The sequence below is a fragment of the Collinsella sp. CLA-AP-H1 genome, assembly GCF_040092945.1.
In the GTDB taxonomy this organism is placed as follows: domain Bacteria; phylum Actinomycetota; class Coriobacteriia; order Coriobacteriales; family Coriobacteriaceae; genus Collinsella.
In genome coordinates this window covers 64,348-87,706 of record NZ_JBBNKO010000004.1, presented here as the reverse complement: position 1 = coordinate 87,706, position 23,359 = coordinate 64,348, and the positions used below count along the sequence as shown (strand labels likewise).

The window sequence follows — 23,359 nt, the reverse complement described above, 5'->3', positions numbered from 1 at the left end:
TAGGGCCTATTTAGAATCCGAATCGTCCATGGAGCCGTCGATGCCGGTTTTGGTATCGTCGTCCGAGTTGGAGTCATCGTCCTTGGCGAAGGGATTCTTGAAGAAGCCCGTGGCATCGGGTTGCAAACCCGAGAGCTTAATCCAGGGATTATCGAGTTCGGGCTTGGGCATGGCCTTGGCCTCGGGCGCAGTCTCGTTGCCGATGAGCTCGGACTCGTAAATGAAGGTGTCGTCGCCGAGCGCGTCGTAGGCGGCGACCGGGTTGCCATCGGCATCGCGGTACGGCGTGCCCTTAAACACGGCGCCGTCATAGGCCACAAGCTGGCGGCCGGTCTCATTCTCGAAGTAGTACACGAAGATACCCTTGAGGGCCGCACAAAGCGGGATGGCAATAATCATGCCGATGGGACCCATGAGTGCCGAGCCAATAACGAGCGCCGTGAGGCTCATGATGGGATGCACCTGTACCGAGCTCTGCATGACCTTAGGCGAAATCACGTTATCGGTGACGTTTTGCGCGACCATCGTCACGATAAGCGTCCATAACGCCAACATGGGGCTGAACATGAAACCGAGTACCGTGGCGATTGCTGCGCTCACCCAAGGACCGACGACCGGAACCAAATGCATGATGCCGGTAAAGATAGCCATGAGTGCCGCATACGGATGGCCGATGATCATAAAACCGATAAAGGCGAGGAAACCACCGCAGATGGACGTCACGACCATACCGCGCATGTAGCCGCCGACAGAGCGAGAAAGGATGGCGACCATAAAGCGGTACGAGGTCTCCTTCTCCTGACCGATGATGGTGCAAATCTCGTGGTGCATGCGAGGGTAGTCGCAGGCCATCCAGTACGCAAGCACCAGACCAAGGAAGATCACGAACAACTGCGAGGCCGTATTGGTGATGAGCGGGAACACACCGCGGCCAAGCTCGGCAGCGATCTGAGACACATACCTCGATGCCACGGCAACCAGCGACGAAAGATTATCGTCCAGATACTCCTTGAGCGGCGTGTTGTTGAGCGTCTTGGCATGCGAGATCATCTCGTTGAGGTCGCCACCCGCAACACGAAGCTGCTCGGGCAGGCGGCTCAGGACTTCCATGATCTGACCAAAGAGAATCGGCGACAAGATACAAACGACACCGACGAGCACGGCAACAACAATAAGCGCGATAAGCGAACCGATGCCGCGATTCACGCCATGATGCTCGAGCCAGTTGGTGATCGGGGACATCACAAAGGCAATGATGGAACCAACAGCGAGAAACTCGATAACCGGCGCCAGGATGCCCATAAGGTTAAAGATGACAGCGGCGATGACAATGCAGCCGACAACAGCCCAAATGCGCAGCGTCAGAATGCGGGTGTCGCGCAGCACGCGATCGGTTTGTTGGGGGTGCTCACTCATGAACGAATCATCACTCCGTCGGGGTCGATCTTGTCCTGAATCTTCTTAAGCGTGCGGCGAAGCAGACGCGAAACCTGCACCTGAGAAATACCCAGCTTCTTGGCGATCTCGATCTGGGTCATGCCCTTCACAAAGCGCAGCTCGATCACCTCGCGCTCGCGCGGCGAGAAATCACGGATGGCTTCCTCGATCACTAGGCGGTCATCGGTAAAGTCGAGCTCGTTGTCGTCGTCGGCGTAACGGTCGAGAATCGAGGGGGCATCGTCGGAATCGGACGCACCAGGAGCCTCGATGGGCACCGAGGTATAAGCCGAAGACGATTCCATAGCCTCGAGGACCTCATCGACAGTCACATCTAGATACTCAGCGATCTCCTCAACCTTGGGCGAACGCTGCAGCTCGTTGGTAAGTTTGTCAGTAGCTTGGTTGACCTTGGCCGAGAGCTCCTGCAGACGACGCGGTACGCGCACGCTCCAGCCCTTGTCGCGGAAGTGGCGTTTGATCTCGCCCAGGATAGTGGGTGTTGCAAACGTTGTGAACTCGAGCCCGCGCTCAGGGTCAAAGCGGTCGATAGCCTTGAGCAAACCCAGATAGCCGACCTGCATGAGGTCGTCGAGCGGCTCGCCGCGATTCTTAAATTTGTTGGCAAGAAACCTTACCAGGTTCATATGGGACATGACGAGCTGCTCGCGGGCGTCCGGATCACCGGTCTCCTTGTAGCGACGAAACAGCTCGCGGGTTTTCTCCTTGTCCCAAGCGGTCTTGCCGCTCCGGGAACGTTCGGTCATTTTAAATATCCGCCTTGAGGTCGAGGGAAAGCGTCAGGGGCGCCGCAGTCTTTTCGTAGGAGTCGCACACGCTCGCGAGGATGAGCTCGGCATACACCGCAGCCTGGTCGTCTTCATCGACCGTAGCCTGATCGCCAAAGGTAATAGTCATGCCAACGTGGGTCTCATCGACATCGAATTTGATGGTGATGTCATCGCAGTCGACCGCGGTACAACCAAAGATGAAAGCCTCCTCGGCAGCCATGCGGATGTCCTCGATGCGATCGACAGACATGGAACACAGGGCACCAACGTTGGCTGCCGTCATGCGCACAAGGCGAGCGAGACACGGGTCGCCGGCAACGGTCAGCGTGATGGGGCAGGTTGCTTCGCTACTCATCGCAGGACTCCTCAGAGGTCTCGGAAGGTGTATAGGTGTAATACTGAGCCGGCTTGGATGCAGACTTCTGAGCCACATCTGCGCCATCGGCGGCCTCGTCCTCCGCCTTACCAATCAAGACGCGCTCGGTCGGCTGCTCGGCTTCTTCGGCGGCAGCGGAAAGCTTGCGCTCGGCTTCAGCTGCAGGAGCCTTCACCTTATTGAAGAGCTTCTGCACAGCACCGGCGGCAGAGTCGGTCACGCTCGACACAGCATTGCTGGCCTCGGCCATGCTGCCCGTAACCTCGGAAATGTCGCGAACCACGGCTTCGACCTCTACGAGATTGGAGGTAAGGGCATCAACTGCCGTCTTGCTCGACTTAAGCAGCGGCTCCATCTGGACAAGCGCCGGCGTAAGCTCATCGACAGCGCCATCGAGCTTTGCCACCACAGGCTGAGCCTCGGCGATGGTGTTGTTGAGGTCGTTCACGGTCTTATCGAGCGAGTCAACAACATTGCGGGTCTTGCGCAGGGTAAGCGCGAGCTCAACGATGGCCCACACGCCGGCAACGGCGAGCAGCAGCAGGGCGATTTGAATGGGACTCATACAAGCCTCCCGGAAGAATCGAAATACAGACGGTTTCCATGGTACCCCAAAGGAGACCGAACATGCCAAGAGCAGCAACGTGGGACAAAATTATCAGCAGCTACTTCGGTGCATTCCCGCTGCGGTCGCGTTCGCTTTGCTCTACGCGCCACTCTTCCCAGCCGCGCCCGGCAGGCTGCCAAAATGCACCGCGTTCCAAGCCTTCGGGCAAATAGCGCTGATCGACCCAGCCTTCGGGATAATCATGTGGATACTTATACACACCGTATTCATCGCTGCCCGGGCGATGGCGATCGCGCAGATAACTCGGCACCTCGCGAAGCCCACTAGAATGGATATCGGCCAGCGCCGCATCGATCGAAGCCTCACACGCGTTGGATTTTGGCGCCAAGCACACATAGAGTGCAGCCTGAGCCAGGTTAATGCGGCACTCGGGATAGCCAATGACCTCGGCAGACTTAAACGCGGCATGCGCCACCAAAAGCGCCTGCGGGTCGGCGTTGCCGACGTCCTCAGAAGCATGAATCATAATGCGACGGGCGATAAACTTAGGATCCTCCCCCGCATCGATCATTCGGGCAAGCCAATAGACGGTGGCATCTGGATCGCTGCCACGCATGGATTTAATAAACGCACTGATAACGTCGTAGTGCATGTCGCCGTTTTTGTCATACGTAAAGCCGCGACGCGGGTTGGCAATCTTTACGTCATCCACGGTGATGGGATAGCGCTCCCCCGCCGCAGACGCTGGCGTCCCCTCGGTATCGGGACGCGTGACGGCAATCTCGCTCGCCAGCTCAAGTGTCGTCAAGGCCGAGCGTGCATCACCCGCGGCCAACGTACAAATGGTCTTGACCGTATCCTCATCGGCCGAGAACTTACCGTTCAGACCATGTGGTGCCTCAAGCGCACGTTCAATAAGCGTGGCGATATCCTCATCCTTCAGATGCTCAAGCTCCACCACGCGCCCACGCGACAACAGTGCCGAGTTGACCTCGAAGTACGGATTCTCCGTCGTAGCGCCAATCATAATGACGGTACGGTTCTCAACTGCATGCAGCAGGGCATCCTGCTGCGACTTAGAGAAGCGGTGAATCTCATCGATGAATAGAATGGTGCGGCGGTCGTAGGTATTCAGGCGCGTCTTGGCCTCGTCAATCACGCGGCGCAAGTCCTTCACGGTGCCCGTCACAGCGCTGACCTCGACAAACTCGCTCTTGGTATGGTTGGCGATGATGTGGGCCAGCGTCGTCTTGCCCGTACCGGCCGGCCCATACAGAATCACACTCGACAGAACGTCATGCTCAATCGCAGCACGTAGCCACGAGCCCTTACCGACGGCCTTTTGCTGGCCCACGTACTCGTCGAGCGAATTGGGTCGCATGCGTACCGCGAGCGGCGCATTTTTAAAGGAACGCTCGCGCGTCGAGGCAGAAAAAAGGTCGTCCATAGCCATCCCGTGCATCAATCAAAAACGTTTTCCACTAACAGTATACCGAATATATACGAACTACCGTTCGTTAATATAGGTACGTTGCGGAAACTTCAATCCCGGGAACAACTTACTCGTGAGCTCGCAGAAGTAGCCATCCGTCATGCTCGAAATGTAATCCACTACGGTCTGATCTTTATCGTCCTGCCAGGCATAGGCGCGATCGTAGTAGGAAAGCTGCTGCTCGATGCGAGAAATGTGGTGCTTAAAGATGTACGAGGACTCGTCACCACAGTTTAGATCCCGCAGGCAACGGTCGTAGAGCTTTACGAACGCCTCGCGCAGCTCCGCCTCGGAATCGCCTTCGATACCACCCTTGCTATAGATCTTCTCGTAGTTCTCGCGCTTGGCTCGGCGAATTTCCTCAAACAGGTCCTCGCTCATCTCGATACGAGGCTTACCATAGCTGTGCTCAACGATATCGATGGAGGCATGCGTGAGGATCCAACTGTTGTAGGCACCGCCAAGGTCATCGTCAAAGGCGTCGGGTGACAGCAGGCCCGCCGCAATGGCGTCTTGGCGATCACGCCCCACGTAGGCAAGGATATCCGAGATGCGGACCACGCAGCCTTCGAGCGTCATGGGACGCAGGTGCTCAATTGCGCCGTAACCCGCGGCAATGCAATCCTCAACCGTCTGATCAAACTGTTCAAAAGAGCCCATGTCCGAAAGCTCAAAAACACGCTGTTCGTACTCGCCGTTGTGGCACAGCACGCCATCGAGCGTCTGGAGCGACACGTTGCGGCCATACAACGCGTCGAGCACGCGGACCGACTGCACGTTATGGAAAAAATAACGCCCCGTACGCTCGTGATAGATATCGTTGAGGAAGCGCTCGCCGGCATGGCCGAAAGGCGTGTGTCCCAAGTCGTGGCCCAGGCCAATCGCCTCGATCAGATCGCAATTGAGCCCCAGGGCGCGACCGATATCGCGCGCAATGCGCGAGACAAGCTGCACGTGCAAACCGCGGCGTGACAGATCGTCATTGCTACGGAAGCTAAAGACCTGCGTTTTACCTGCATAACGGGTATACGCCGGAAGATGAAGTATCTTTTCGGTATCGCGCATAAACGCCGGACGCATAAGCGTGCCTTTGTCGGCGGCGCGATCAATACGACGAATAGCCTGATTGTCGTTGCAACGATACGAGTTGACATAGCCCGAAGCACGATCGGCGGCAATGCGTTCGACAAGTTCGGGCGACAACGCCGAGGGGATACGGTCCATGCGCGCCTTAATGACGGCCGTTTCTTGATTAGATGCCATGGCATGCTCCTTAAGAAGGATGCGCAATCGGTTACAAAGTGCAGCCCACGACCTCGATTATGGCAAAAATCGGCACTAAAAACGGGAGCAATGGCAGGGAGCGCGATTTTGTGAAGAGACAGGAGAGGACCAGGGCCAGGAGTGCGACGGCAAATGCCACGATGCCACCCATAGGGTCGAGCGTGCAAAGCGCGAAGAGTGCCTTGGCATCCCCCATACCGATGCCCGGGATTTGGCGAAGACGACGCCAGAGGGACTCAGTCAGCACGAGAGCAAGATAAACAATGACGGCAAGACCCGCGTGGTCAAGCGCTGTGTTCAAACCGAGGTCGAGCCAAACACCCGCCAACGCCGCCACGGCACATGCGCCGGCAAGCCCATTGGGAAACCGTCGCTCTCGGGCATCAATTGCCACGCCGGCAAAGATGCAAATCCAAAACGGGATATAGACCATCGGACGCCTCCTCGAGCTGCATCGCAAAAGCAAAAACCACCACAAAGGTGCCTGTCCCCTTTGCGGTGGTTTTGGTGGTGGTTATTTGGCGCCTTGCATGACCTCGTCAAGGGTAACGTTGACGGCGTGCTGCGTCGGCACCCAGTCGACCTTCAGGAACAGCGCGGCCACCGTGATGGGGATATAGCTGAACATAAAGATCGGGAAGGTAAACAGGTTAGTCACCAGACGCCACTTTTGCGCGCAGTGAATGTGCTTGTACTCAAAGATAGTCGTGAGCAGCGCCAGGATAAAGAAGGTCTGATACATCATGGCGAAGGTCATAATGAGCGAAGCGGCGCACGCCTGCATCTCGACTTCGGTAGCCAAGAAGCCGTGCGAAAGACCGCCCACGATCAGGAACGTCGCATTGGCGAGCATCGAGATCAGCGATAGCAGCATACCCGGGGCGATGGTCATAAACATGTCGTAGGCAGCAAAGCGATGATAGCGGAAGGTCGATTTGACCAGGTGCTTGCCATAGGTAAAAAAGACCTGATAGAAGCCCTTGGTCCAGCGCATGCGCTGTTTCCAGGACGCCTTAAACGTCACCGGCTGCTCGTCAAAGAACTCCGCCGGCGCATAGCCAATGCGAATGCCGTGAATGGCGCAGAACGTGGTGAACTGGATGTCCTCGGTCAGCGTGTGGAACTGCCAACCGTGCATGCCCTCGATGACACTGGCGGAGATGAGGTAGCCCGAACCCGAGACGGCGCAAGACGTCTTGCAGATGTTGCGCGCGTTGTTGAGAAAGCGCGCCTCGCGCAGATACCACGTGGCATTAGCCGCCGAGATCCACGAGCTGCCGAAGTTCTTGGAATTGCGATAGCTCGTGACCACATGGAAGCCCTGGTCAAAGGCATCGTTCATTTTGGACACGTAATCGCGGGAGATAACGTTATCGGCATCGAAGATAAAGTAGCCTTCAAACGTGTCGGGATACTCGTTAAGGATGCGGTCGAAGCCAAAGTCCATGACCCAGCTCTTACCCTTACGGGCAAGATCATTGCGCTCGTAAACAATGGCACCTGCCTCGCGCGCGAGCTGTGCGGTGTTGTCGGTGCAGGCATCGGCGACCACGAAGACCTCGATAAGCTCGGACGGATAATCCTGATCCTTGATGGAGCGAACGAGGTTGGCGATCACGGCCTCCTCGTTATGCGCCGCGATAAAGAAGGCATAGCGGTGAAGTTTTTTGGCCTTGGGAGGCGCGACCTCGCCACGAAGAGCGCCAATGACAAAGAAGATCACCTGGTACAGAAAGCAGACCGTGAGCAGCGTAACCACAATCTGGTTAAAGATCACGATGGGCGTGTTAGTTTGTAAAAAGGCGAGCATGCAGGCTCCCGAGAACGCGTTACGTAAACAATCGTATATCATACCGCAGGCTTACCGAGTTCAAGAAACCACCTAATACCGGCTAAGCTTCGAGAAGGCCAAGCTGCGGGACGATGTCGTCGCCGGCGGCGGTGCGGCCAAGCGAGCGCGGGGCCAGGTCGTCAAGAACCGCAGCGAGATCCCACGGCAACTCGTCGCGGCACTCAATGCGCTCCCCCGTCACGGGATGATCGAACGCCACGCGCCAGGAATGAAGGAACTGCCTGGTCAGGCCCTGGTCGGCGCGAGCATCGCACTTACCGTAGAGCGGATCGCCCACGCAGGCGTGGTTGATATGACGCATATGCACGCGAATCTGATGTGTACGGCCGGTAAACAGGTGGCACTCGACGAGCGTATAGCCATCGTCAAAGCGCGTGGAATCAAAGCGCTCGAGGACTTTAAAGGTCGTAATGGCCTGACGGGCAAAGGGGTCGTCCGAAACCGCCATCTTGACGCGGTCGCGCGTGGAACGGGCAATACCGGTGTTAATGGTTCCCTCGTCCATGGCGATGTGCCCGTGGACAAGCGTGATATAGCGACGATCGAGCGTGCGCGTGCGAATGAGATTTTGAAGCGCGCGTTGCGTGTCGTCGTCCTTTGCCGCAAGCATGAGGCCCGAGGTATCGCGATCCAGGCGATGCACGATGCCGGGGCGGTCCTCACCCTGCACGGTACCAAGATGATCGATACCGCAGTGGTAGACCAAGGCGTTCGCAAGCGTGCCGCTCTCGTGGCCGTGGGCGGGATGGCACACCAGCCCGCGCTGCTTGGAGAGCACAATGAGATAGTCGTCCTCATAGCGAATGTCGAGCGGGATGGCCTCGGGAATCACATCGGTGGGATCGTGCGGCTCGGGCAGGTCGACCGAGATGCGGTCACCGGCGCGTACGGCGTACTTTTTTGACAGACAGGTCTCGCCGTTCACGATTACGGCGCCGCCCTCGATCAGATGCGCGCAGGCAGAGCGCGTGGGGCAGCCGTCGTTGGCACCCAGAAAGGCGTCGAGACGCTGGCCAGAGCAATCGTCGGCAACAAGAATATGGATGTCGGCCATTAACGCTCATTCCTTTCGCGAATCTTGCGGGCACGCTCCCCACGCTGCTTGGCTTTGCGCTTGGCGCGGGCCTCATCACGGGCATTGAGCTCGGCAGTCGCATCGACTTCGCGGGCCGCAGGGCTCAAGAACATGTAGCCGATGAGGGCAAGCACGACGCCTACGGTGATACCGATATCGGCCACATTGAAGACGGGAAAGTCGATGAAGGTGGTGGCAATAAAATCGGTCACGAAGCCAAAGGCCAAACGATCGATAGCGTTGCCGATAGCACCGCCCGCAACCATCGCCATGCCCACAACCTCAAGATGGGCGAGCTGGGGTGCACGAATGAGGTACACGTCAATAGCGACAATGACCGCCAGCGCCAGCACGGCAAACGCGATGCCATGCCCCTCGCCCATGCTAAAGGCAGCGCCGATATTGCGGACAAACAGGAAGTCGATCACGCCGGGGATGACGGTCACATGCAGTGCATCGCCCACGGCACGAACCGCAAGCTTGGTCAACTGGTCAACAAGCAGCACAACGAGCGCCACCCCACCAGCAACACCCAACCGCCAACGCAAAGGCGGCGTCATATCCCCAGCACGACCCAAAGAAATCCCCTACCCTCAAGAACATCGAATTACGTTTAACGCAAATCAATATCTTATATTGACCAGCAACGAAATAGCCGATGATTCGTTACCGACAGCGAAAACCCGCCAGAGCGAGCAAGGTGCCTTGAAGCAAGGCGGCATAGACCTTGTGGTCATGCCGCCGAAGCTGAAAGGCAGATTGCCGCTCTGGCGGGTTTGCAGCGTCGAGCCGTTACGCGGTTTGGTAAAACCGCGTAACTACAGCGCCTCCGCGCAGCGTTTACAGATATGCGCGTGGCCGTTGTACTCGCCGACGGTGGTGCGGTAGTTCCAGCAACGGTCGCAGCACTCGCCCTCGGCAGCCTCGATAGCAACGGAGAGCTCCTCGCCCTGGGTCAGCTCAACATCGGAGACGATGTAGAACTCGGCCAGGTCGACAGCCTTGTCGCCGGTCAGCAGCGCGTACATCTCGGCGGGAACGACCGCCTTGACGCGGACCTGCTGGCTCTTGGTGAAGGTGCCGGCAGAGCGGGCATCCTCAAGGGACTTGGTCACGGCGCTACGGAGTTCGAGCGAAGCCTCGAGCACGCCCTCAAACTCATTGGCCTCGTCAACCGTGATGGGCGACTTGTACCAATCGAGCAGCGCGGCGTACTTCTGGTGATCGACGCAGCCGGCGGGCGCATAGGCCATGGCCTCATCGACCGTGTAGGACAGGATCGGCTGCAGGTCGCGCATGAGCATCGAGAAGAGCTCGGCAAGCACGGTCTGGGCGCTGCGGCGCTCGAGCGAGCCGGGCTTGTCGCAGTACAGACGGTCCTTCAGGGCGTCGAGATACACGTTGGAAAGCTCGGTAACCACAAAGTCGTAGAGTGCGCGGTAGGCGCGCGGGAACTCGTAGCTGGCGTAGGCGTCGTCGACCTCGGCCTGGACCTGGGTCAGGCGGGCAACCATGAGCTTGTCGAGCGGCAGCAGGTCGGCAAAGGCGACGCCGTCGGTCTCGGGCTCAAACTGACCCTCGAGCTCGGAGAGCAGGAAGCGCAGCGTGTTGCGGAAACGACGGTAGGCATCGGACGTACGAGCGAGAATCTCGTGGTCGATGGAAACGTCGGAGCTGGTGTCGACGGAGGCAACCCACAGGCGGATGATGTCGGCGCCCATCTCGTCGCAGACCTTGTTGGGGTCGATGACGTTGCCGAGCGACTTGGACATCTTACGGCCCTGGCCATCGAGGGTGAAGCCCTGCGAGACAACCGCCTTGTACGGAGCGTGGCCGTTGGCGCCCACCGAGGTGAGCAGCGAGCTTTGGAACCAACCGCGGTGCTGGTCGGAGCCCTCGAGGTACACATCCGCCGGATACTCCAGCTCGGGACGGTACTCGCAGACGGCCTTCCAAGAGACGCCGGAGTCCCACCACACGTCGAGGATGTCCTTATCGGCCTTGAGGTGATGGCCGCCGCACTTGGGGCAGACGCAGGCCTCGCCCAGGTAGCTCTCGGGAGCGTCGGTGAACCAGGCGTCGGAGCCCTTCTCGTGGAAGAGCTTGATGACGGCGTCGAGCGTGGCGTCGTTCATGACCTTCTCGCCGCAGTCGGCACAGGTGTAGCTGGGGATAGGCACGCCCCAGTTGCGCTGACGGCTGATGCACCAGTCGGGACGCTGCTCGACCATGGCGCCGATGCGGTTGGCGGCGTGAGCCGGATACCACTTGACGTTCTCGCGAACCTCCTTGCCAGCCTGCTCACGCAAACCGGTCTTGTCCATAGAGACAAACCACTGGTCAGTAGCACGGAAGAGCACCGGGTGCTTGCAGCGCCAGCAGTGCGGATAGCTGTGCGTGATCTTCTTCTCGAGGACCAGGGTGCCGCGCTCGCGCAGGAACTCGATGATGTGCGGGTTGGCCTCATCGGTATCCATACCGCTGAAGGGGCCACCGGTGCCAAACTCCTCGCCGGTGTAGAACTTGCCGTCGTCATCGACCGGCATGCAGATGTCGGTGATGCCCTCCTTGAGGCAGGCAAAGTAGTCGTCGACGCCGTGGCCGGGCGAGTTGTGGACGATACCGGTACCGTCATCGACACCGACGTAATCGGCCAGCAGCGCCACGCCCTCAACACCGTCAAAGATTGGCTGCTTGTAGTGGATGTGGTGGAAGGTCTCGGCGGGAACCACATAGGGCTTGCCGTCGACCATAACCGGAGTGTACTCCCAGCCAAACTCCTCGCAGCACTTGGGAGCCAGGTCCTCGAGCATGACCTCGGCACGACCATCGTGCTCAACGGCGACGTAGGCGGCGCCGGGCTTGAGGGAAACTGCCTGGTCGGAGGGGATGGTCCACGGCGTGGTCGTCCAGATGATAAAGTCGACCGGGCCGTTGAAGTTCTCGAGGCCGGCGGGCTTGGAGGTCATCTCAAAGCGCACGAAGATGGACGGGCTCGTCTCGTCGGAGTACTCGATCTCGGCCTCAGCGAGTGCGGTGTGGCAGTGCTTGCACCAATGGACGGGCTTGTGACCGCGATAGATCATACCCTTATCGAACATGGCCTTGAAGACCTCGATGTCGGCAGCGTCATGCTGGTGATAGAGCGTCAGGTAGGGGTTGTCCCAGTCGCCAAGCACGCCCAGGCGACGGAAGCCGGCCTTCTGCAGCTCGATGTTCGCGACAGCGAACTTGTTGCAAAGCTCGCGGATCTTAGCCGTGGAGGTCTGGTTGAACTTCTCGGTGCCGAGCTTCTCCTCGACCTTATGCTCGATCGGCTGGCCATGGCAGTCCCAACCGGGGACATAGGGAACCTCATAGCCCTGCATCATCCAGTAACGGTTGATCATGTCCTTGGAGATCTTGTTCATGGCGTGGCCGATGTGGATCGGGCCGTTGGCGTACGGAGGGCCGTCGTGCAGCACGAACTTCTTGTGACCCTCGTTCTTCTTCAGAACCTGCTCGTAGACCTTGTTGTCCTGCCAGTCCTTGAGTCGCTTGGGCTCGGACTTGGAAAGACCGGCACGCATGGGAAAACCGGTCTTGGGCAGATTCATCGTCTGCTTGTACTCGTTTGCCACGGTACCCCTTTCATGTCGTGGGCGCGCACGCCCGTTGGGCACCAAAAAAGCGCCCCTCCCTACAAGCTGGGACGAAGCGCCACAAAACGGACTGTACGCCCGCAAAAGCTCTTCGTTTAACCACCCAGCTTAGATGCCCTCGCCCGCGTATTCGCGCGCTCGCATCCGTTACTCGGCTGGCCTGTATCGACGACCATCTCGGCGATATCTACTAAGACGAGCCTGTGCGACGCGTCCGTTGGGACCGCAGCTCCGGGGTGATTTTCATCGGTCGCATGCACGGGTTCTCAGCGCTCCCCGCTCTCTGTAACATGCGGACGGCCGACTACTCGTCCCCATCAACGCTTATGCGGAGTATGCTAGCACGTTCCGCGCCGGCGAAAAACCCTCAACACTGGTTTTATACGTTCGAAATTTCTCGCTATTACAGCCCTTCTCTAGGAGCAAAATACCTGAAAGCACTTTATCGAACGAAAGAAGGTTGCTATGCGCACGATTGGAATGAGCGACTACACCGTTGGCGAGGATTGCTTTGACGAGCTGCCCGGCGCGCTGGCCGAATACGGAGCGACCAAGGTCGCCATCATTGGCGGCAAGCGAGCACTGGCCGCAGCCCTTCCCGGTATCGAAGCCGCGCTGGCAGGCACCGGCGTCGAGGTTCTGGAGACGCGCGTCTACGGCACCAACAGCACGCGGGCCAATATCGCCAAGGTCGTGAACTCCCCTGCCTGCCAGGAAGCTGACGTGCTTATCGCATGCGGCGGCGGCAAGGCGCTCGACACCGTGAAGACCGCAGCTATCGAGCTCAAGAAGATCGTCTTTACGGTCCCCACGATCTGTTCCAACTGCTCCGCCGCGACCGCCATTGCCGTCGTGTACAACGACGATGGCTCGCTCGAGGGCTATTCGTACCCCAACCGACCGGCGCACATCTTCATCAACCCCAAGATCATCGCCGAGGCACCGGCAGAGTACTTCTGGGCCGGCGTGGGCGATGCCCTGTCTAAGCAGCCCGAGGTCGAGTACGCCACGAACGCCGGTAATTTGGAGCACACCGCCGGTCTTGGCCTGGCACTCGCCCACACCTGCTCCGAGCCGCTGTTTACCTATGGCGTCCAGGGTCTTGAGGACGTGCGCCAGGACCTGTCGAGCGAGGCCGTCAAGCAGATCGCGCTCGATATCGTGGTCAACACGGGCTATGTCTCGAACCTGACCAACCAGAACGATTACTACTACAACTCGAGCGTGGCACATGCGTTCTACAACGCCACGTGCAGCATTCCGCGTGAGGGCACCTACCTGCACGGCGAGGTCGTGAGTCTGGGCGTGCTCGTGCTGTTTGCCTATACGGGAGACACCGAGAACCTTGAGCGCTACGCCGCCTTTAACAAGCAGATGGGGCTGCCCGTGACGCTGGAGCAGGTCGGGCTTTCCGTGGCCGACATCCCGGCCCTGTGCGAGTACGCGCACGCCACCAACGAGTGGAAACAGGGAAACCCTGAGCCCTTCACCGACGAGAAGTTCGCCGCCGCCATCAAGGCAGCCAACGCCTACGGCCACTCTATCCTGGCCTAACCGACCAAAACCGCCACAAAGGGGACAGTACCTTTGTGGCGGTTTTTTATTGACGTAACATGCTCGAGTCAAATTCGCTTGCCGGGATAACGCGGTAGCCGTGGCGGAGCAGTAAATCAACGAAGACGCCGTTGCCCGCCGTAAGGGTGCCGCTGAATGTTCCGTCGTAGATGTGACCCGCACCGCACGAGGGGCTGCGGTCCTGAAGGATGCACGCGACTATCTCTTCCGGTCCGCCTGCCTGCTCGCACATATCGAGCGCACGTTGGGCACGCAGGCGAAATTCGCGATCAACCGAGATGCCCTCGCAGGTACGAACCTCGCCGTTCACAATCTCGGACGGCTTGCGCGGCGTGAGCAGGCCGCCAAAGACCTCGGGGCACACGAGGAGGACCTCGGTCCCCGTGCGCTCGCAAGCCTCGACCAACGCGCGGTGGTAGTTATCGAGCCCGTTATACTTGCAGCTCTCGCCCATCAAGCAGGCGCTCACCACGATCTTCATTTCCATCCCTCTCAAGCAAAACGCCCCATTTGAGAAAGCTGCTCAAATGGGGCGTCGGCGTTTACTGGCTCGGCCGCGGCGTTACTGCTGCTTGGGCATCAGCGGGTTCTCGCGCGTGAGGAGATTCATGAACTCCTCGCCCGTGATCGTCTCCTTCTTGTACAGATAACGAGCCAGCTCGTGGAGCTTGAACTTGTTTTCCTTGAGGATCTGCAGGGCGCGGTCGTGCGCATCCTCAATCAACTTGGCGACAATTGCGTCCACACGCTCGGCCGTACCGGGGGCGCAGGTGAGCGACGTATCCTGGTTGAGGTACGCATTCTGGACGGTACCGAGCGCCATCATGCCAAACTCGTCGGACATACCAAAGCGCGTCACCATGTTGCGGGCGAGCTTGGTGGCCTGCTCGATATCGTTGGCGGCGCCGGTCGTCATCTCACCAAAAATGAGCTCCTCGGCCGCACGGCCACCGCAATAGACGGCGAGCTTGTCCAGGACCTCCTGGCGTGTGGTCAGGAAGCGCTCGTCCTCCTCCACCTGCATGGTGTAGCCCAGAGCACCGCTCGTGCGCGGCACGATGGTGATCTTCGTGACCGGCGCAGAGCCCTTCTGGCGGGCGGCAACAATAGCATGGCCGATCTCGTGATAAGAAACGACCTGCTTCTCGTGGTCGGACAGCACCGTGGACTTGCGCTGCTGACCGGCGATGACGACCTCCACCGACTCCTCAAAGTCATCCTGGGTTGCACGCTTGCGACCCTCGCGAACGGCGCGCAGAGCGCCCTCGTTGATGATATTGGCCAGGTCGGCGCCCGAGGCACCGGGCGTGGCGCGGGCAATCGCGGTCAGGTCGATCGGCGGCTGCGTCTTCACGCTCTTGGCATGCAGCTCGAGGATGTTCTTGCGGCCGGTCAGATCGGGCAGCTCAACGGGGATGCGGCGGTCAAAACGACCGGGGCGCAGCAGGGCCGGATCGAGGCTGTCGGGACGGTTGGTGGCAGCGAGGACAACGATACCCTTGTGGTTATCGAAGCCATCCATCTCGGTCAGCAACTGATTGAGCGTCTGCTCGCGCTCGTCGTTGCCGCTAAAGCCGCCGCCATCGCGCTTCTTACCGATCGTGTCGATCTCGTCGATAAACACGATGCACGGGGCCTTTTCCTTGGCCTGCTTAAACAGGTCACGAACCTTAGCAGCGCCGCGACCAACAAACATCTCAACGAACTCAGAGCCCGAAATGCTAAAGAACGGAACGCCCGCCTCGCCGGCAACAGCCTTGGCAAGCAGGGTCTTACCGGTACCCGGAGGGCCGACAAGGAGAGCACCGCGCGGCAGCTTGGCGCCAATCTCCTCGTAGCGCTGCGGCTTCTCCAGAAAGTCGACGACCTCCTTGAGAGACTCCTTGGCCTCTTCCTGGCCGGCGACATCCTTAAAGGTAACGCCCACGTCCTTGGAGGCGATCACGCGCGCGCCGGACTTGCCCAGTCCACCGCCGCCAAAGCCACCGCCGCCAAAGTTCATCGAAGGACCGTCATCACCCATGGCCTTCTTCATGCGGCGGTTGAGCCACCAGCCGATCAGGAAGAAAATCGCCATGGGAAGGATGAGCGTAAGCAGGTAGTAGGTCATCAAACCCGAGTTTTTATCGGGAACGACCGACTCCAGCGAAGCGCCAGACTCAAGCACGCGATCGGTAAAGCCCGCATCGTTCGGCACACCGGTCGTCTTATAGGCGATGTTCTCGTCCTCGCCCTTCTTGGTGTAATAAATCGAGTAATCGTCCGTGTTGTACTCGACCTTGTCGACACTCTTCTTATCGAGCGCTTTGACAAACGTCGAGTAATCGGTCTTCGTAATCTGCTGCGTGTGACCGATGTTGGGGAACAGAACGGTCGAGAGCACGAGGTAGACGACGAAGGCGATGAGCACGTAGAGGATCATATTCCGTCTACGCTTGTTGTCATCCATCTCCATCTGCTTGAACTCCATCTACTGGGGTTAATAATGCTTTCTAGAATACCCAACCCGGACGGCGATAAACCGACGCCGGGCACGAAAAGACAGAGATGGCATCACTGGAAGTCGGCAAGGTTCAAATCTATACGGGCGACGGCAAGGGCAAGACGACGGCTGCGTTGGGGCGCGAGAGGATGTCGAGGAACTGATTGCGATAAAGCCCGCCACCACGGAGCTCGTGCTCACCGGCCGCGGGCTGCTGCCGTTGGCCGACCTTGCGGACTTAGTCACCGAAATGCGCCCCGTCAAACACTACTTCGACGAAGGCCTCCTAGCCCGCCAAGGCATCGAATACTAGCCATTGGGGACGTCCCGAATGGCTAGGCGGTGGCGCGGCCGAGCCAGTTGCCGCTGTGATGGTAGACGGTGAACATCATGGCGGTGATTACCCAGGTTACGGGGTAGACAAGCAGCAGGTGCTCAAGCGACGGATCGAACGGCATAATCGCAAACACCCAGATCACCCTGAGCACGACAGTGCCAAAAATCGTGAGCAGCATGGGCTGCAAGCTCACGCCGGCACCGCGAATGGAGCCCGACGCGTTTTCGATAATCGAGAAGATCGCGTAGAACGGCGCGATGAAATGAAGAATCGTCGTGGTGTACGCCGAAATCGATACATCGTCGACAAACAGACGCGACAACGGACCCGAGAACACCAGCAGCACGGCAGACAGGCCACCAATGAGCATAAACGACAGCACGAGCGACGTATGGTAGCCCTTGCGCATGCGCTCATAGTTGCGCGCGCCAAAGTTCTGTGCCGAGAACGTGGTGATTGACACGCCGAGCGCCTCGGTAACCATCCAGACAATGCCATCTAAGCGGCCCGAAAGACCCCACGCCGTGGTGACATCGGCACCAAACGAGTTGACCGACACCTGAATCAAAACGTTGGAAATCGAATACGCAGCAGACTGAAAGCCAAGCGGCAGACCACACGAGATCATGCTCTTACAAATGCCAGGATCAATGCCGAGTTTGGACAGCGAAAGCCGCCACGCACCCGGTGCGTGCATCATGCGAATCACGATCATCATGGCGTTGGAGCAAATGGTCAGCGCCACCGCGATGCCGCAGCCCAGCGCCTCCATATGAAGCACGGCAACAAAGATGACATCCAGCACCGCATTAACAAGGCAGCCGGAAGCGATGATCACAGCAGGCCCGCGCGTGTCGCCCACGGCGCGCAGCAGTGCCGTTCCCATATTGAGCAGCAGCGCTGCAACCATGGCGGCAAAATAACAACGAGCATAGGCCACGCCCTCGGCCAATAGTTCATGCGGCGTGTTCATAAGCACCAGCATGGGCTCAACGAACACTATGCCAAGAATCGAGAAAACGATACCGCCCACCAGCGCGAGCGTCATGGCTGTATGGACCGAACGACTCAGTCGCTCATCATCGTGCTGGCCAAAATACTGACCGGTAATGACCGCGCAGCCGGCGCCGACGCCAACGCAAAAGCCAATGCAGAGCTCGGTGAGCACCATCGTGGCTTGAATGCCACCCAGCGCGAGCTTGCCGCCAAACTGACCGACGATATAGGTACCGATAAGCGTGTAGGCCTGCTGAAAAAACGAACTAAAAAAGATGGGAACGCACAGCGAAAGCAGCTGCTGCCAAATAACACCCTGCGTTACATCGATAGCCGTAGATTTCTTAGCCACACGCCCTCCCCAAAAGCGTACGTCAACCGACAAAACAGTAATTAAAGACCTAAGCTAATAGCAGCTTAGCACCGACCGACGTCGACCGAAACACCCCGAGTCAGAGCCCGGTGCAAACTATCTGCCTAGTGATACAGCCCCGGCTGGTAGTGATACTCGTTGCTCACGTGCGGGCACAGCTGCCAAAAGGCGACGGCGCTCGCCGCGGCAACGTTGAGTGAATCGACCCCGTGCGCCATCGGAATGCGCACGGCCCGGTCGCAGCCCGCGATGGTCTTGGCGCCCAAGCCGGCACCCTCGGTGCCCATAAAGATCGCCAGGCGATCAACCTCCTGCAGCGCAGGATCGTCCAGCGAAACGGAGTCGTCCGTCAGCGCCATCGCAGCGCACGAAAAACCGGCTTCGTGCAGTGCCGCCAGGCCATCGTGCGGCCACACACGAGCCTCGCTGCCAATACGCGTCCACGGCACCTGAAACACCGTGCCCATGCTCACGCGGGCCGAGCGACGGTACAGCGGGTCGCAGCACGTCGGACTGACCAAAATACCGTCGACATTGAGCGCGGCGGCCGAGCGGAAAATCGCACCCACGTTCGTGTGGTCGACAATACCCTCGAGCACGCACACGCGCACCGGGCGCTCCCCCGCCGCCTCGACGACGCCACCCAAGAACTCATCAACCGGAATCTGCCGCGGGCGACGAAACGCCGCGAGCGCACCGCGCGTCACGTTAAAGCCCGTCAGCTGCTCCATGAGTTCCATGGAAGCCACGAACACAGGAACCGGACCTGCGCCCTCGCGCACAACCAGGCGCTCAAACAGCGGCATCATCTGGTCGAGCCAGCGTTCGCCCAAAAGAAAGCTCACCGGCTCGTATCCGGCACGCACCGCGCGCTCAATAACCTTGGCACTCTCGGCGATAAAGATGCCCTTTTGCGGCTCTAGCACGCAGCGCAGCTCACGCTCGGTCAGTCGCACGTAGGCATCGAGCCGCTCGTCCTCGAGCGAATCAATTCGCAGAACCTCAACGGCATCAGTCATAGCAGCCTGCCCGCACCCTTCTTTACAGCACATCTATACCAAACGAGGCGACGCTAAGCGCCGCCCCATACATTCAATCAACCCGATAATACCGTTCACGCCAGGCGATTTACGCCCCAACGCGACGATACGTCACGAACTCATAATCGACACCCTCGTCGCCCTCGCTCGAGGCAATCGTGGCAACACCGCCACGCCACGCAATCTCCCACGCGGGATCGGCGTCCAAATCGGGAAAGTACGTGTCCACGGGATGGACGCAGCGGTCATGCGTGACCTCGGCCTCGGCGCAATACGGCAAAAACTGCCGATACACCTCGCCGCCACCGATCACCCAGGCAACGGGCTCATCGGCAACCGCGGCGAGCGCCTCGTCGATGCTATGCACCACGTCGACGCCCTCGACAGCAAAATCCTCGTCGCGGGTAAGCACGATATTGCGACGGTTCTTGAGTGGACGCCCACCGGGAAAACTCAGCAGCGTCTTGCGTCCCATGATAACCGGGCAGCCCTTGGTGCAGGCCACAAAATGGCGCATATCGGCGCGATTGGACACCACCATGTCGCCCTCGCACCCAATGCCCCAATCGTCACACACGGCGACGATAGCAGATAGCTTACACGTCATGAGCACCACCTACACCGCAATGGGAATGTTCTTGACCTGCGGGCCGTGCTCATAGCCCTCGACGATCAGGTCATCGGTCGTAAACGCATAGAAGTCATGCACATCGGGGTTGAGCGTTACCTTGGGTGCCGCAAACTGCGGACGCTCGATAAGCTCGCGGACGATATCGACATGACGATCATAGATATGGGCGTCGGCGATCACGTGCAGCAGCTCACCGGGAATCATATCGACCGACTGCGCGACCATCATCAGCAAAATGGCGTACTGGCACACGTTCCAGTTGTTCGCGGCCAAAATGTCCTGGCTGCGCTGGTTGAGAATCATGTTGAGCGTCGGCTTGTCGTCCTGAGGACGCTGCGTCACGTTATAGGTCACGCTATAGGCGCACGGATAAAGGTGCATCTCGGACAGATCGCTAAACACGTACGTATTGGTCATAATGCGGCGACTATACGGCGTGTGCTTAAGGTCGTACAGCACACGGTCCATCTGGTCGAAGTCGCCCTCGGCGTAATGGCTCTTCTGACCAATCTGATAGCCGTAGGCTTTACCGATGGAACCGGTCTCATCGGCCCACTCATCCCAGATATGGCTGTTGAGATCATGCACGTTATTGGACTTCTTTTGATAGATCCACAGAATCTCGTCCATGGCAGACTTAAGCGCCGTACGACGCAGGGTGAGCGCGGGGAACTCCTCGCGCAGATCATAGCGCGCCGTGACACCAAAGTTTTTAATGGTATAGGCAGGGGTGCCGTCCTCCCACACCGGACGGACCTTTTGGCCCTCGGTGGTGGTGCCATGATCCAAGATATCGCGGCACATGGTTACAAACTGCTGATCAGCTTTGCTCATTGACCCTCCTGTCAGTCGCCTATAAGCGAGATTTATTGTAGCCCAGGCGCGCGAGTGTCGAATTGGACACTTAGTCCGGCACACGCAATGCACGGCAGCGCGGCTCCGCAAGCGGCAACGAGGCATCTTAGCCTTTTTCTGACATATGCCAGAAATGCCTTGCGCCCAACGACTAACGCGTTATCCTATTGTTGACATATGTCAGATAAGGAGTGTGCATGGCAGGAAGACGCGAAAAACTGCGCCGCGTCGGGATCATCCCCGAATACCGCGGCTTCACCCCCGATGGCCTGGCCAGCGGTGATGCCATCGACATGACCGTCGACGAGCTTGAGGTGCTGCGCCTGTGCGACCTGGAAGGTCTCAACCAAGAGGCAGTCGCCCAGCAGATGGGCATCGCCCGTGCAACGGTGGCGGCCATTTGCAGCCGCGCGCATCGCAAGGTGGCCGATGCGCTGGTCAACGGACGAGCGCTCGTCATCGAGGGCGGCAATATCGCGTACTCCCCCATCGCCTCGACGACGGCCGCATGGCCAGCAAAGGAGGTCGGCACCATGAGGGTGGCAACGACGTACGACAACGGCAACATCTTTATGCACTTTGGCCGCAGCGAGCAGTTCAAGATCTACGACATCCAGGATGGCAAGGTGCTCAACGAGCAGGTCGTAGGCACCGGCGGCACCGGCCACGGCGCCTTGGCGGGCCTGCTCGCCAACGGTGGCGTTGACACGCTCATTTGCGGCGGTATTGGCGGCGGCGCTATCAACGCGCTTGCCCAAGCCGGCATCACGGTCTATGCGGGCGCCCAGGGCAGCTGCGATGCCTGCGTCGAGGCCCTCATTGCCGGCACGCTCGCACAGAACGGCGAGGCCACCTGCGACTGCCATGGACATGATCACGAGCACATCCACGAGCATGGCGAGTCCTGCGGCTGCCACGGTCACCACGACCATGACGGGCACGAAGGCTGCGGCTGCCACTAGCGGCAAGCACCTCGTCGAGAACGCGCTTCCACGCGTGCGACAACCAGCGAACAAACGGCGAAGGCCGTCTGGAATACCATCCAGGCGGCCTTCGCCATACACGACTCAACTAGTCGTTACTTCTTGTTGCGCATCTGCGCTTCCATCTGGCGCAGCAGGTCCATATCGGACTTGGGGCCGCCCGTACCCAGGCCGCCCATGCCGCCCAGACCCATAGCGTCCAGGCCAGGGATATTGGGCATGCGCATCCTCTTGCCCTTCTTGCCCTTTTTGCCCTTCTTGCCGCCGGCCTGCGCCTGATTGGCCATCGTGCGCATGCGGCCCATCATCTTGTTCATCTCGCCCCACTGCTTCATAAGGCTATTGACCTCGGTGGGGGTCACGCCGGCGCCCTTGGCAATGCGGGCACGGCGCTGGCCGTTGATGATGGAGGGACGCAGGCGCTCCTCCTTGGTCATCGACATGATGATGGCCTCGTTCTTGTCGAAGATGCCCTCGTCCAAATTGCCGCCCATCTGGTTGAGCGCGCGCTGGCCGCCGGGGAGCATACCCAGGATGCCCTTCATGCCGCCCATCTTCTTGACAGCCTTCATCTGGTCGAGCATGTCGTTCATGGTAAAGCCCTCGCGCAGCATACGCTCGGCAGCCTCGAGCTGCTCGGCGTCGGCCGCCTCCTGGGCCTTCTCGATGATGCCGACAACATCGCCCATGCCCAAGATTCGCTTGGCCATTCGGTCGGGATAGAACGGCTCCAGCGAATCGGGCTTCTCGCCCATGCTCACGAACTTGATGGGCTTGCCGGTCACCTGGCGCACGGAAAGCGCGCCGCCGCCACGGGCATCGCCGTCGAGCTTGGAGATGATCACGCCGTCAAAGTCGGTGCGCTCGGCGAAGGTCGAGACGACGTTGACGATATCCTGGCCGGTCATGGCATCGACGACCATCAGCACCTGATCGGGCTTGACGGCCTTCTTGATATCCACGGCCTCCTGCATCATCTGCTCGTCGATCTGCAGACGACCGGCGGTATCGACGATGACTACATCGCGCAGGTGGTCGACTGCCTCCTGGATGGCACCCTTGGCGATATCAACCGGGTGCTCGCCGTCGCCGCGGAAGACCGGCACGCCGATCTCTCCACCGAGTGTGGCCAGCTGGTCGGCAGCGGCGGGACGGTAGACGTCGCACGCGGCGAGCAGCGGCGAGCGACCCTGCTTCTTGAGCAGGTATGCCAGCTTTACGGCCGCCGTGGTCTTACCGGAGCCCTGCAGGCCCACGAGCATGATGACATTGGGGATGCGGTTGCTAAAGACGAGCTTGCTCTCGGTGGAACCGAGCATCTCGGTGAGCTCATCGAGCACGATCTTGACGACGTTTTGCGCCGGCGACAGCGACTCCATGACCTCGGCGGTCATGCAGCGCTCCTTGGTCTTGGCGACAAACTCCTTGACGACCTTAAAGTTGACGTCGGCCTCGAGCAACGCCATGCGAATGTCGCGCATGGCAGAGGTGATATCGGCCTCGGTCAGTTTACCCTTGCCGCGCAGGCGGTCAAATGTGTCGTTGAGGCGATCGCTCAGAGAATCAAACAC

General features: G+C 59.3%; 22 protein-coding genes. 4 read left to right on the top strand and 18 right to left on the bottom strand.

From position 1 onward, the window contains the following. Nucleotides 1-6 precede the first annotated feature (6 nt). The 11 genes from AAAV44_RS03545 to ileS all read right to left on the bottom strand — a co-directional run bounded on the left by AAAV44_RS03545 (nt 7) and on the right by ileS (nt 12,471). Nucleotides 7-1,416: an AI-2E family transporter gene (locus tag AAAV44_RS03545; RefSeq protein ID WP_349114588.1), complete on the bottom strand. Its 1,410-nt coding sequence runs from the start codon at nt 1,414-1,416 to the stop codon at nt 7-9. Then, nucleotides 1,413-2,204: an RNA polymerase sigma factor SigF gene (locus AAAV44_RS03540; RefSeq protein WP_022094589.1), complete on the bottom strand. Its 792-nt coding sequence runs from the start codon at nt 2,202-2,204 to the stop codon at nt 1,413-1,415. Before AAAV44_RS03540 ends, AAAV44_RS03545 begins: the two co-directional genes overlap by 4 nt. Nucleotide 2,205: 1 nt before the next feature. Next, entirely contained in the window at nt 2,206-2,583 is a 378-nt protein-coding gene (locus tag AAAV44_RS03535; protein WP_349114587.1) for an ATP-binding protein, read from the bottom strand. Further along, a complete protein-coding gene (locus AAAV44_RS03530) occupies nt 2,576-3,169 on the bottom strand; it encodes a hypothetical protein (RefSeq protein ID WP_349114586.1) in 594 nt (197 codons plus the stop codon). Before AAAV44_RS03530 ends, AAAV44_RS03535 begins: the two co-directional genes overlap by 8 nt. Before the next feature lie 100 nt (nt 3,170-3,269). Beyond that, nucleotides 3,270-4,619 (bottom strand): replication-associated recombination protein A, encoded by a 1,350-nt coding sequence (locus AAAV44_RS03525; RefSeq protein ID WP_349114585.1) that lies wholly within the window; start codon nt 4,617-4,619, stop codon nt 3,270-3,272. 60 nt (nt 4,620-4,679) lie between these two features. Beyond that, entirely contained in the window at nt 4,680-5,927 is a 1,248-nt protein-coding gene (locus AAAV44_RS03520) for an HD domain-containing protein (RefSeq protein WP_349114584.1), read from the bottom strand. A gap of 31 nt (nt 5,928-5,958) precedes the next feature. Continuing rightward, nucleotides 5,959-6,381, bottom strand: coding sequence for a prepilin peptidase (locus tag AAAV44_RS03515; protein WP_349091969.1), 423 nt, complete (start codon nt 6,379-6,381; stop codon nt 5,959-5,961). Between the two features lie 81 nt (nt 6,382-6,462). Beyond that, nucleotides 6,463-7,758 carry a glycosyltransferase family 2 protein gene (locus tag AAAV44_RS03510; RefSeq protein ID WP_349114583.1) on the bottom strand — a complete coding sequence of 432 codons (1,296 nt, stop codon included), beginning with the start codon at nt 7,756-7,758 and terminating at the stop codon, nt 6,463-6,465. A gap of 82 nt (nt 7,759-7,840) precedes the next feature. Then, a complete protein-coding gene (locus tag AAAV44_RS03505) occupies nt 7,841-8,854 on the bottom strand; it encodes an RluA family pseudouridine synthase (protein WP_349114582.1) in 1,014 nt (337 codons plus the stop codon). Further along, nucleotides 8,854-9,381 (bottom strand): signal peptidase II, encoded by a 528-nt coding sequence (gene lspA, locus AAAV44_RS03500; protein ID WP_349114580.1) that lies wholly within the window; start codon nt 9,379-9,381, stop codon nt 8,854-8,856. The genes AAAV44_RS03505 and lspA overlap by 1 nt, the downstream gene beginning before the upstream one ends. A gap of 312 nt (nt 9,382-9,693) precedes the next feature. Next, on the bottom strand, nt 9,694-12,471 hold the full coding sequence (ileS, locus tag AAAV44_RS03495) for an isoleucine--tRNA ligase (RefSeq protein WP_349114652.1): 2,778 nt from the start codon (nt 12,469-12,471) through the stop codon (nt 9,694-9,696). Between the two features lie 510 nt (nt 12,472-12,981). On the opposite strand from ileS, the gene AAAV44_RS03490 reads away from it, so the two are divergent. Beyond that, nucleotides 12,982-14,070, top strand: a complete 1,089-nt coding sequence (locus AAAV44_RS03490; protein ID WP_349114579.1) for an iron-containing alcohol dehydrogenase family protein — start codon at nt 12,982-12,984, stop codon at nt 14,068-14,070. 46 nt (nt 14,071-14,116) lie between these two features. Here AAAV44_RS03490 and AAAV44_RS03485 read toward each other — a convergent pair whose 3' ends face one another. Continuing rightward, nucleotides 14,117-14,572, bottom strand: a complete 456-nt coding sequence (locus AAAV44_RS03485) for a DUF523 domain-containing protein (protein WP_349114578.1) — start codon at nt 14,570-14,572, stop codon at nt 14,117-14,119. An 81-nt stretch (nt 14,573-14,653) separates the two neighbouring features. Beyond that, nucleotides 14,654-16,546, bottom strand: a complete 1,893-nt coding sequence (ftsH, locus tag AAAV44_RS03480) for an ATP-dependent zinc metalloprotease FtsH (protein ID WP_172544932.1) — start codon at nt 16,544-16,546, stop codon at nt 14,654-14,656. A 92-nt stretch (nt 16,547-16,638) separates the two neighbouring features. Here ftsH and AAAV44_RS03475 point away from each other — a divergent pair, with 92 nt between their 5' ends. Beyond that, entirely contained in the window at nt 16,639-16,737 is a 99-nt protein-coding gene (locus tag AAAV44_RS03475; RefSeq protein ID WP_229042206.1) for a cob(I)yrinic acid a,c-diamide adenosyltransferase, read from the top strand. 29 nt (nt 16,738-16,766) lie between these two features. After that, nucleotides 16,767-16,886 (top strand): cob(I)yrinic acid a,c-diamide adenosyltransferase, encoded by a 120-nt coding sequence (locus AAAV44_RS03470; RefSeq protein ID WP_253279132.1) that lies wholly within the window; start codon nt 16,767-16,769, stop codon nt 16,884-16,886. A gap of 22 nt (nt 16,887-16,908) precedes the next feature. On the opposite strand, the gene AAAV44_RS03465 is transcribed toward AAAV44_RS03470, so the two are convergent. From AAAV44_RS03465 to thyA, 4 genes are all read right to left on the bottom strand, one after another. Continuing rightward, nucleotides 16,909-18,258 (bottom strand): MATE family efflux transporter, encoded by a 1,350-nt coding sequence (locus AAAV44_RS03465; RefSeq protein WP_349114577.1) that lies wholly within the window; start codon nt 18,256-18,258, stop codon nt 16,909-16,911. Between the two features lie 125 nt (nt 18,259-18,383). Then, nucleotides 18,384-19,298 carry an RNA methyltransferase gene (locus AAAV44_RS03460; protein ID WP_195503179.1) on the bottom strand — a complete coding sequence of 305 codons (915 nt, stop codon included), beginning with the start codon at nt 19,296-19,298 and terminating at the stop codon, nt 18,384-18,386. A 109-nt stretch (nt 19,299-19,407) separates the two neighbouring features. Beyond that, nucleotides 19,408-19,926 carry a dihydrofolate reductase gene (locus tag AAAV44_RS03455; RefSeq protein WP_349114576.1) on the bottom strand — a complete coding sequence of 173 codons (519 nt, stop codon included), beginning with the start codon at nt 19,924-19,926 and terminating at the stop codon, nt 19,408-19,410. Nucleotides 19,927-19,935: 9 nt separating this feature from the next. After that, on the bottom strand, nt 19,936-20,784 hold the full coding sequence (gene thyA / locus AAAV44_RS03450; RefSeq protein ID WP_055309513.1) for a thymidylate synthase: 849 nt from the start codon (nt 20,782-20,784) through the stop codon (nt 19,936-19,938). A 218-nt stretch (nt 20,785-21,002) separates the two neighbouring features. Here thyA and AAAV44_RS03445 point away from each other — a divergent pair, with 218 nt between their 5' ends. After that, the gene (locus AAAV44_RS03445) at nt 21,003-21,767 is read left to right on the top strand and encodes a DUF134 domain-containing protein (protein ID WP_349114575.1); all 765 of its coding nucleotides are present in this window, start codon (nt 21,003-21,005) and stop codon (nt 21,765-21,767) included. 116 nt (nt 21,768-21,883) lie between these two features. Here AAAV44_RS03445 and ffh read toward each other — a convergent pair whose 3' ends face one another. Beyond that, nucleotides 21,884-23,359 carry a signal recognition particle protein gene (ffh, locus tag AAAV44_RS03440; RefSeq protein WP_349114574.1) on the bottom strand — a complete coding sequence of 492 codons (1,476 nt, stop codon included), beginning with the start codon at nt 23,357-23,359 and terminating at the stop codon, nt 21,884-21,886.

Coding starts and splice junctions, on each gene's coding strand:
- AAAV44_RS03475 (WP_229042206.1), top strand. CDS start 16,639: ATGGCATCACTGGAAGTCGGCAAGGTTCAAATCTATACGGGCGACGGC.
- thyA (WP_055309513.1), bottom strand. CDS start 20,784: ATGAGCAAAGCTGATCAGCAGTTTGTAACCATGTGCCGCGATATCTTG.
- AAAV44_RS03485 (WP_349114578.1), bottom strand. CDS start 14,572: ATGAAGATCGTGGTGAGCGCCTGCTTGATGGGCGAGAGCTGCAAGTAT.
- AAAV44_RS03510 (WP_349114583.1), bottom strand. CDS start 7,758: ATGCTCGCCTTTTTACAAACTAACACGCCCATCGTGATCTTTAACCAG.
- AAAV44_RS03525 (WP_349114585.1), bottom strand. CDS start 4,619: ATGGACGACCTTTTTTCTGCCTCGACGCGCGAGCGTTCCTTTAAAAAT.
- AAAV44_RS03535 (WP_349114587.1), bottom strand. CDS start 2,583: ATGAGTAGCGAAGCAACCTGCCCCATCACGCTGACCGTTGCCGGCGAC.
- AAAV44_RS03460 (WP_195503179.1), bottom strand. CDS start 19,298: ATGACTGATGCCGTTGAGGTTCTGCGAATTGATTCGCTCGAGGACGAG.
- AAAV44_RS03505 (WP_349114582.1), bottom strand. CDS start 8,854: ATGGCCGACATCCATATTCTTGTTGCCGACGATTGCTCTGGCCAGCGT.
- AAAV44_RS03515 (WP_349091969.1), bottom strand. CDS start 6,381: ATGGTCTATATCCCGTTTTGGATTTGCATCTTTGCCGGCGTGGCAATT.
- ileS (WP_349114652.1), bottom strand. CDS start 12,471: ATGAATCTGCCCAAGACCGGTTTTCCCATGCGTGCCGGTCTTTCCAAG.
- ftsH (WP_172544932.1), bottom strand. CDS start 16,546: ATGGAGATGGATGACAACAAGCGTAGACGGAATATGATCCTCTACGTG.
- AAAV44_RS03490 (WP_349114579.1), top strand. CDS start 12,982: ATGCGCACGATTGGAATGAGCGACTACACCGTTGGCGAGGATTGCTTT.
- AAAV44_RS03445 (WP_349114575.1), top strand. CDS start 21,003: ATGGCAGGAAGACGCGAAAAACTGCGCCGCGTCGGGATCATCCCCGAA.
- AAAV44_RS03520 (WP_349114584.1), bottom strand. CDS start 5,927: ATGGCATCTAATCAAGAAACGGCCGTCATTAAGGCGCGCATGGACCGT.
- AAAV44_RS03545 (WP_349114588.1), bottom strand. CDS start 1,416: ATGAGTGAGCACCCCCAACAAACCGATCGCGTGCTGCGCGACACCCGC.
- AAAV44_RS03530 (WP_349114586.1), bottom strand. CDS start 3,169: ATGAGTCCCATTCAAATCGCCCTGCTGCTGCTCGCCGTTGCCGGCGTG.
- AAAV44_RS03455 (WP_349114576.1), bottom strand. CDS start 19,926: ATGACGTGTAAGCTATCTGCTATCGTCGCCGTGTGTGACGATTGGGGC.
- AAAV44_RS03540 (WP_022094589.1), bottom strand. CDS start 2,204: ATGACCGAACGTTCCCGGAGCGGCAAGACCGCTTGGGACAAGGAGAAA.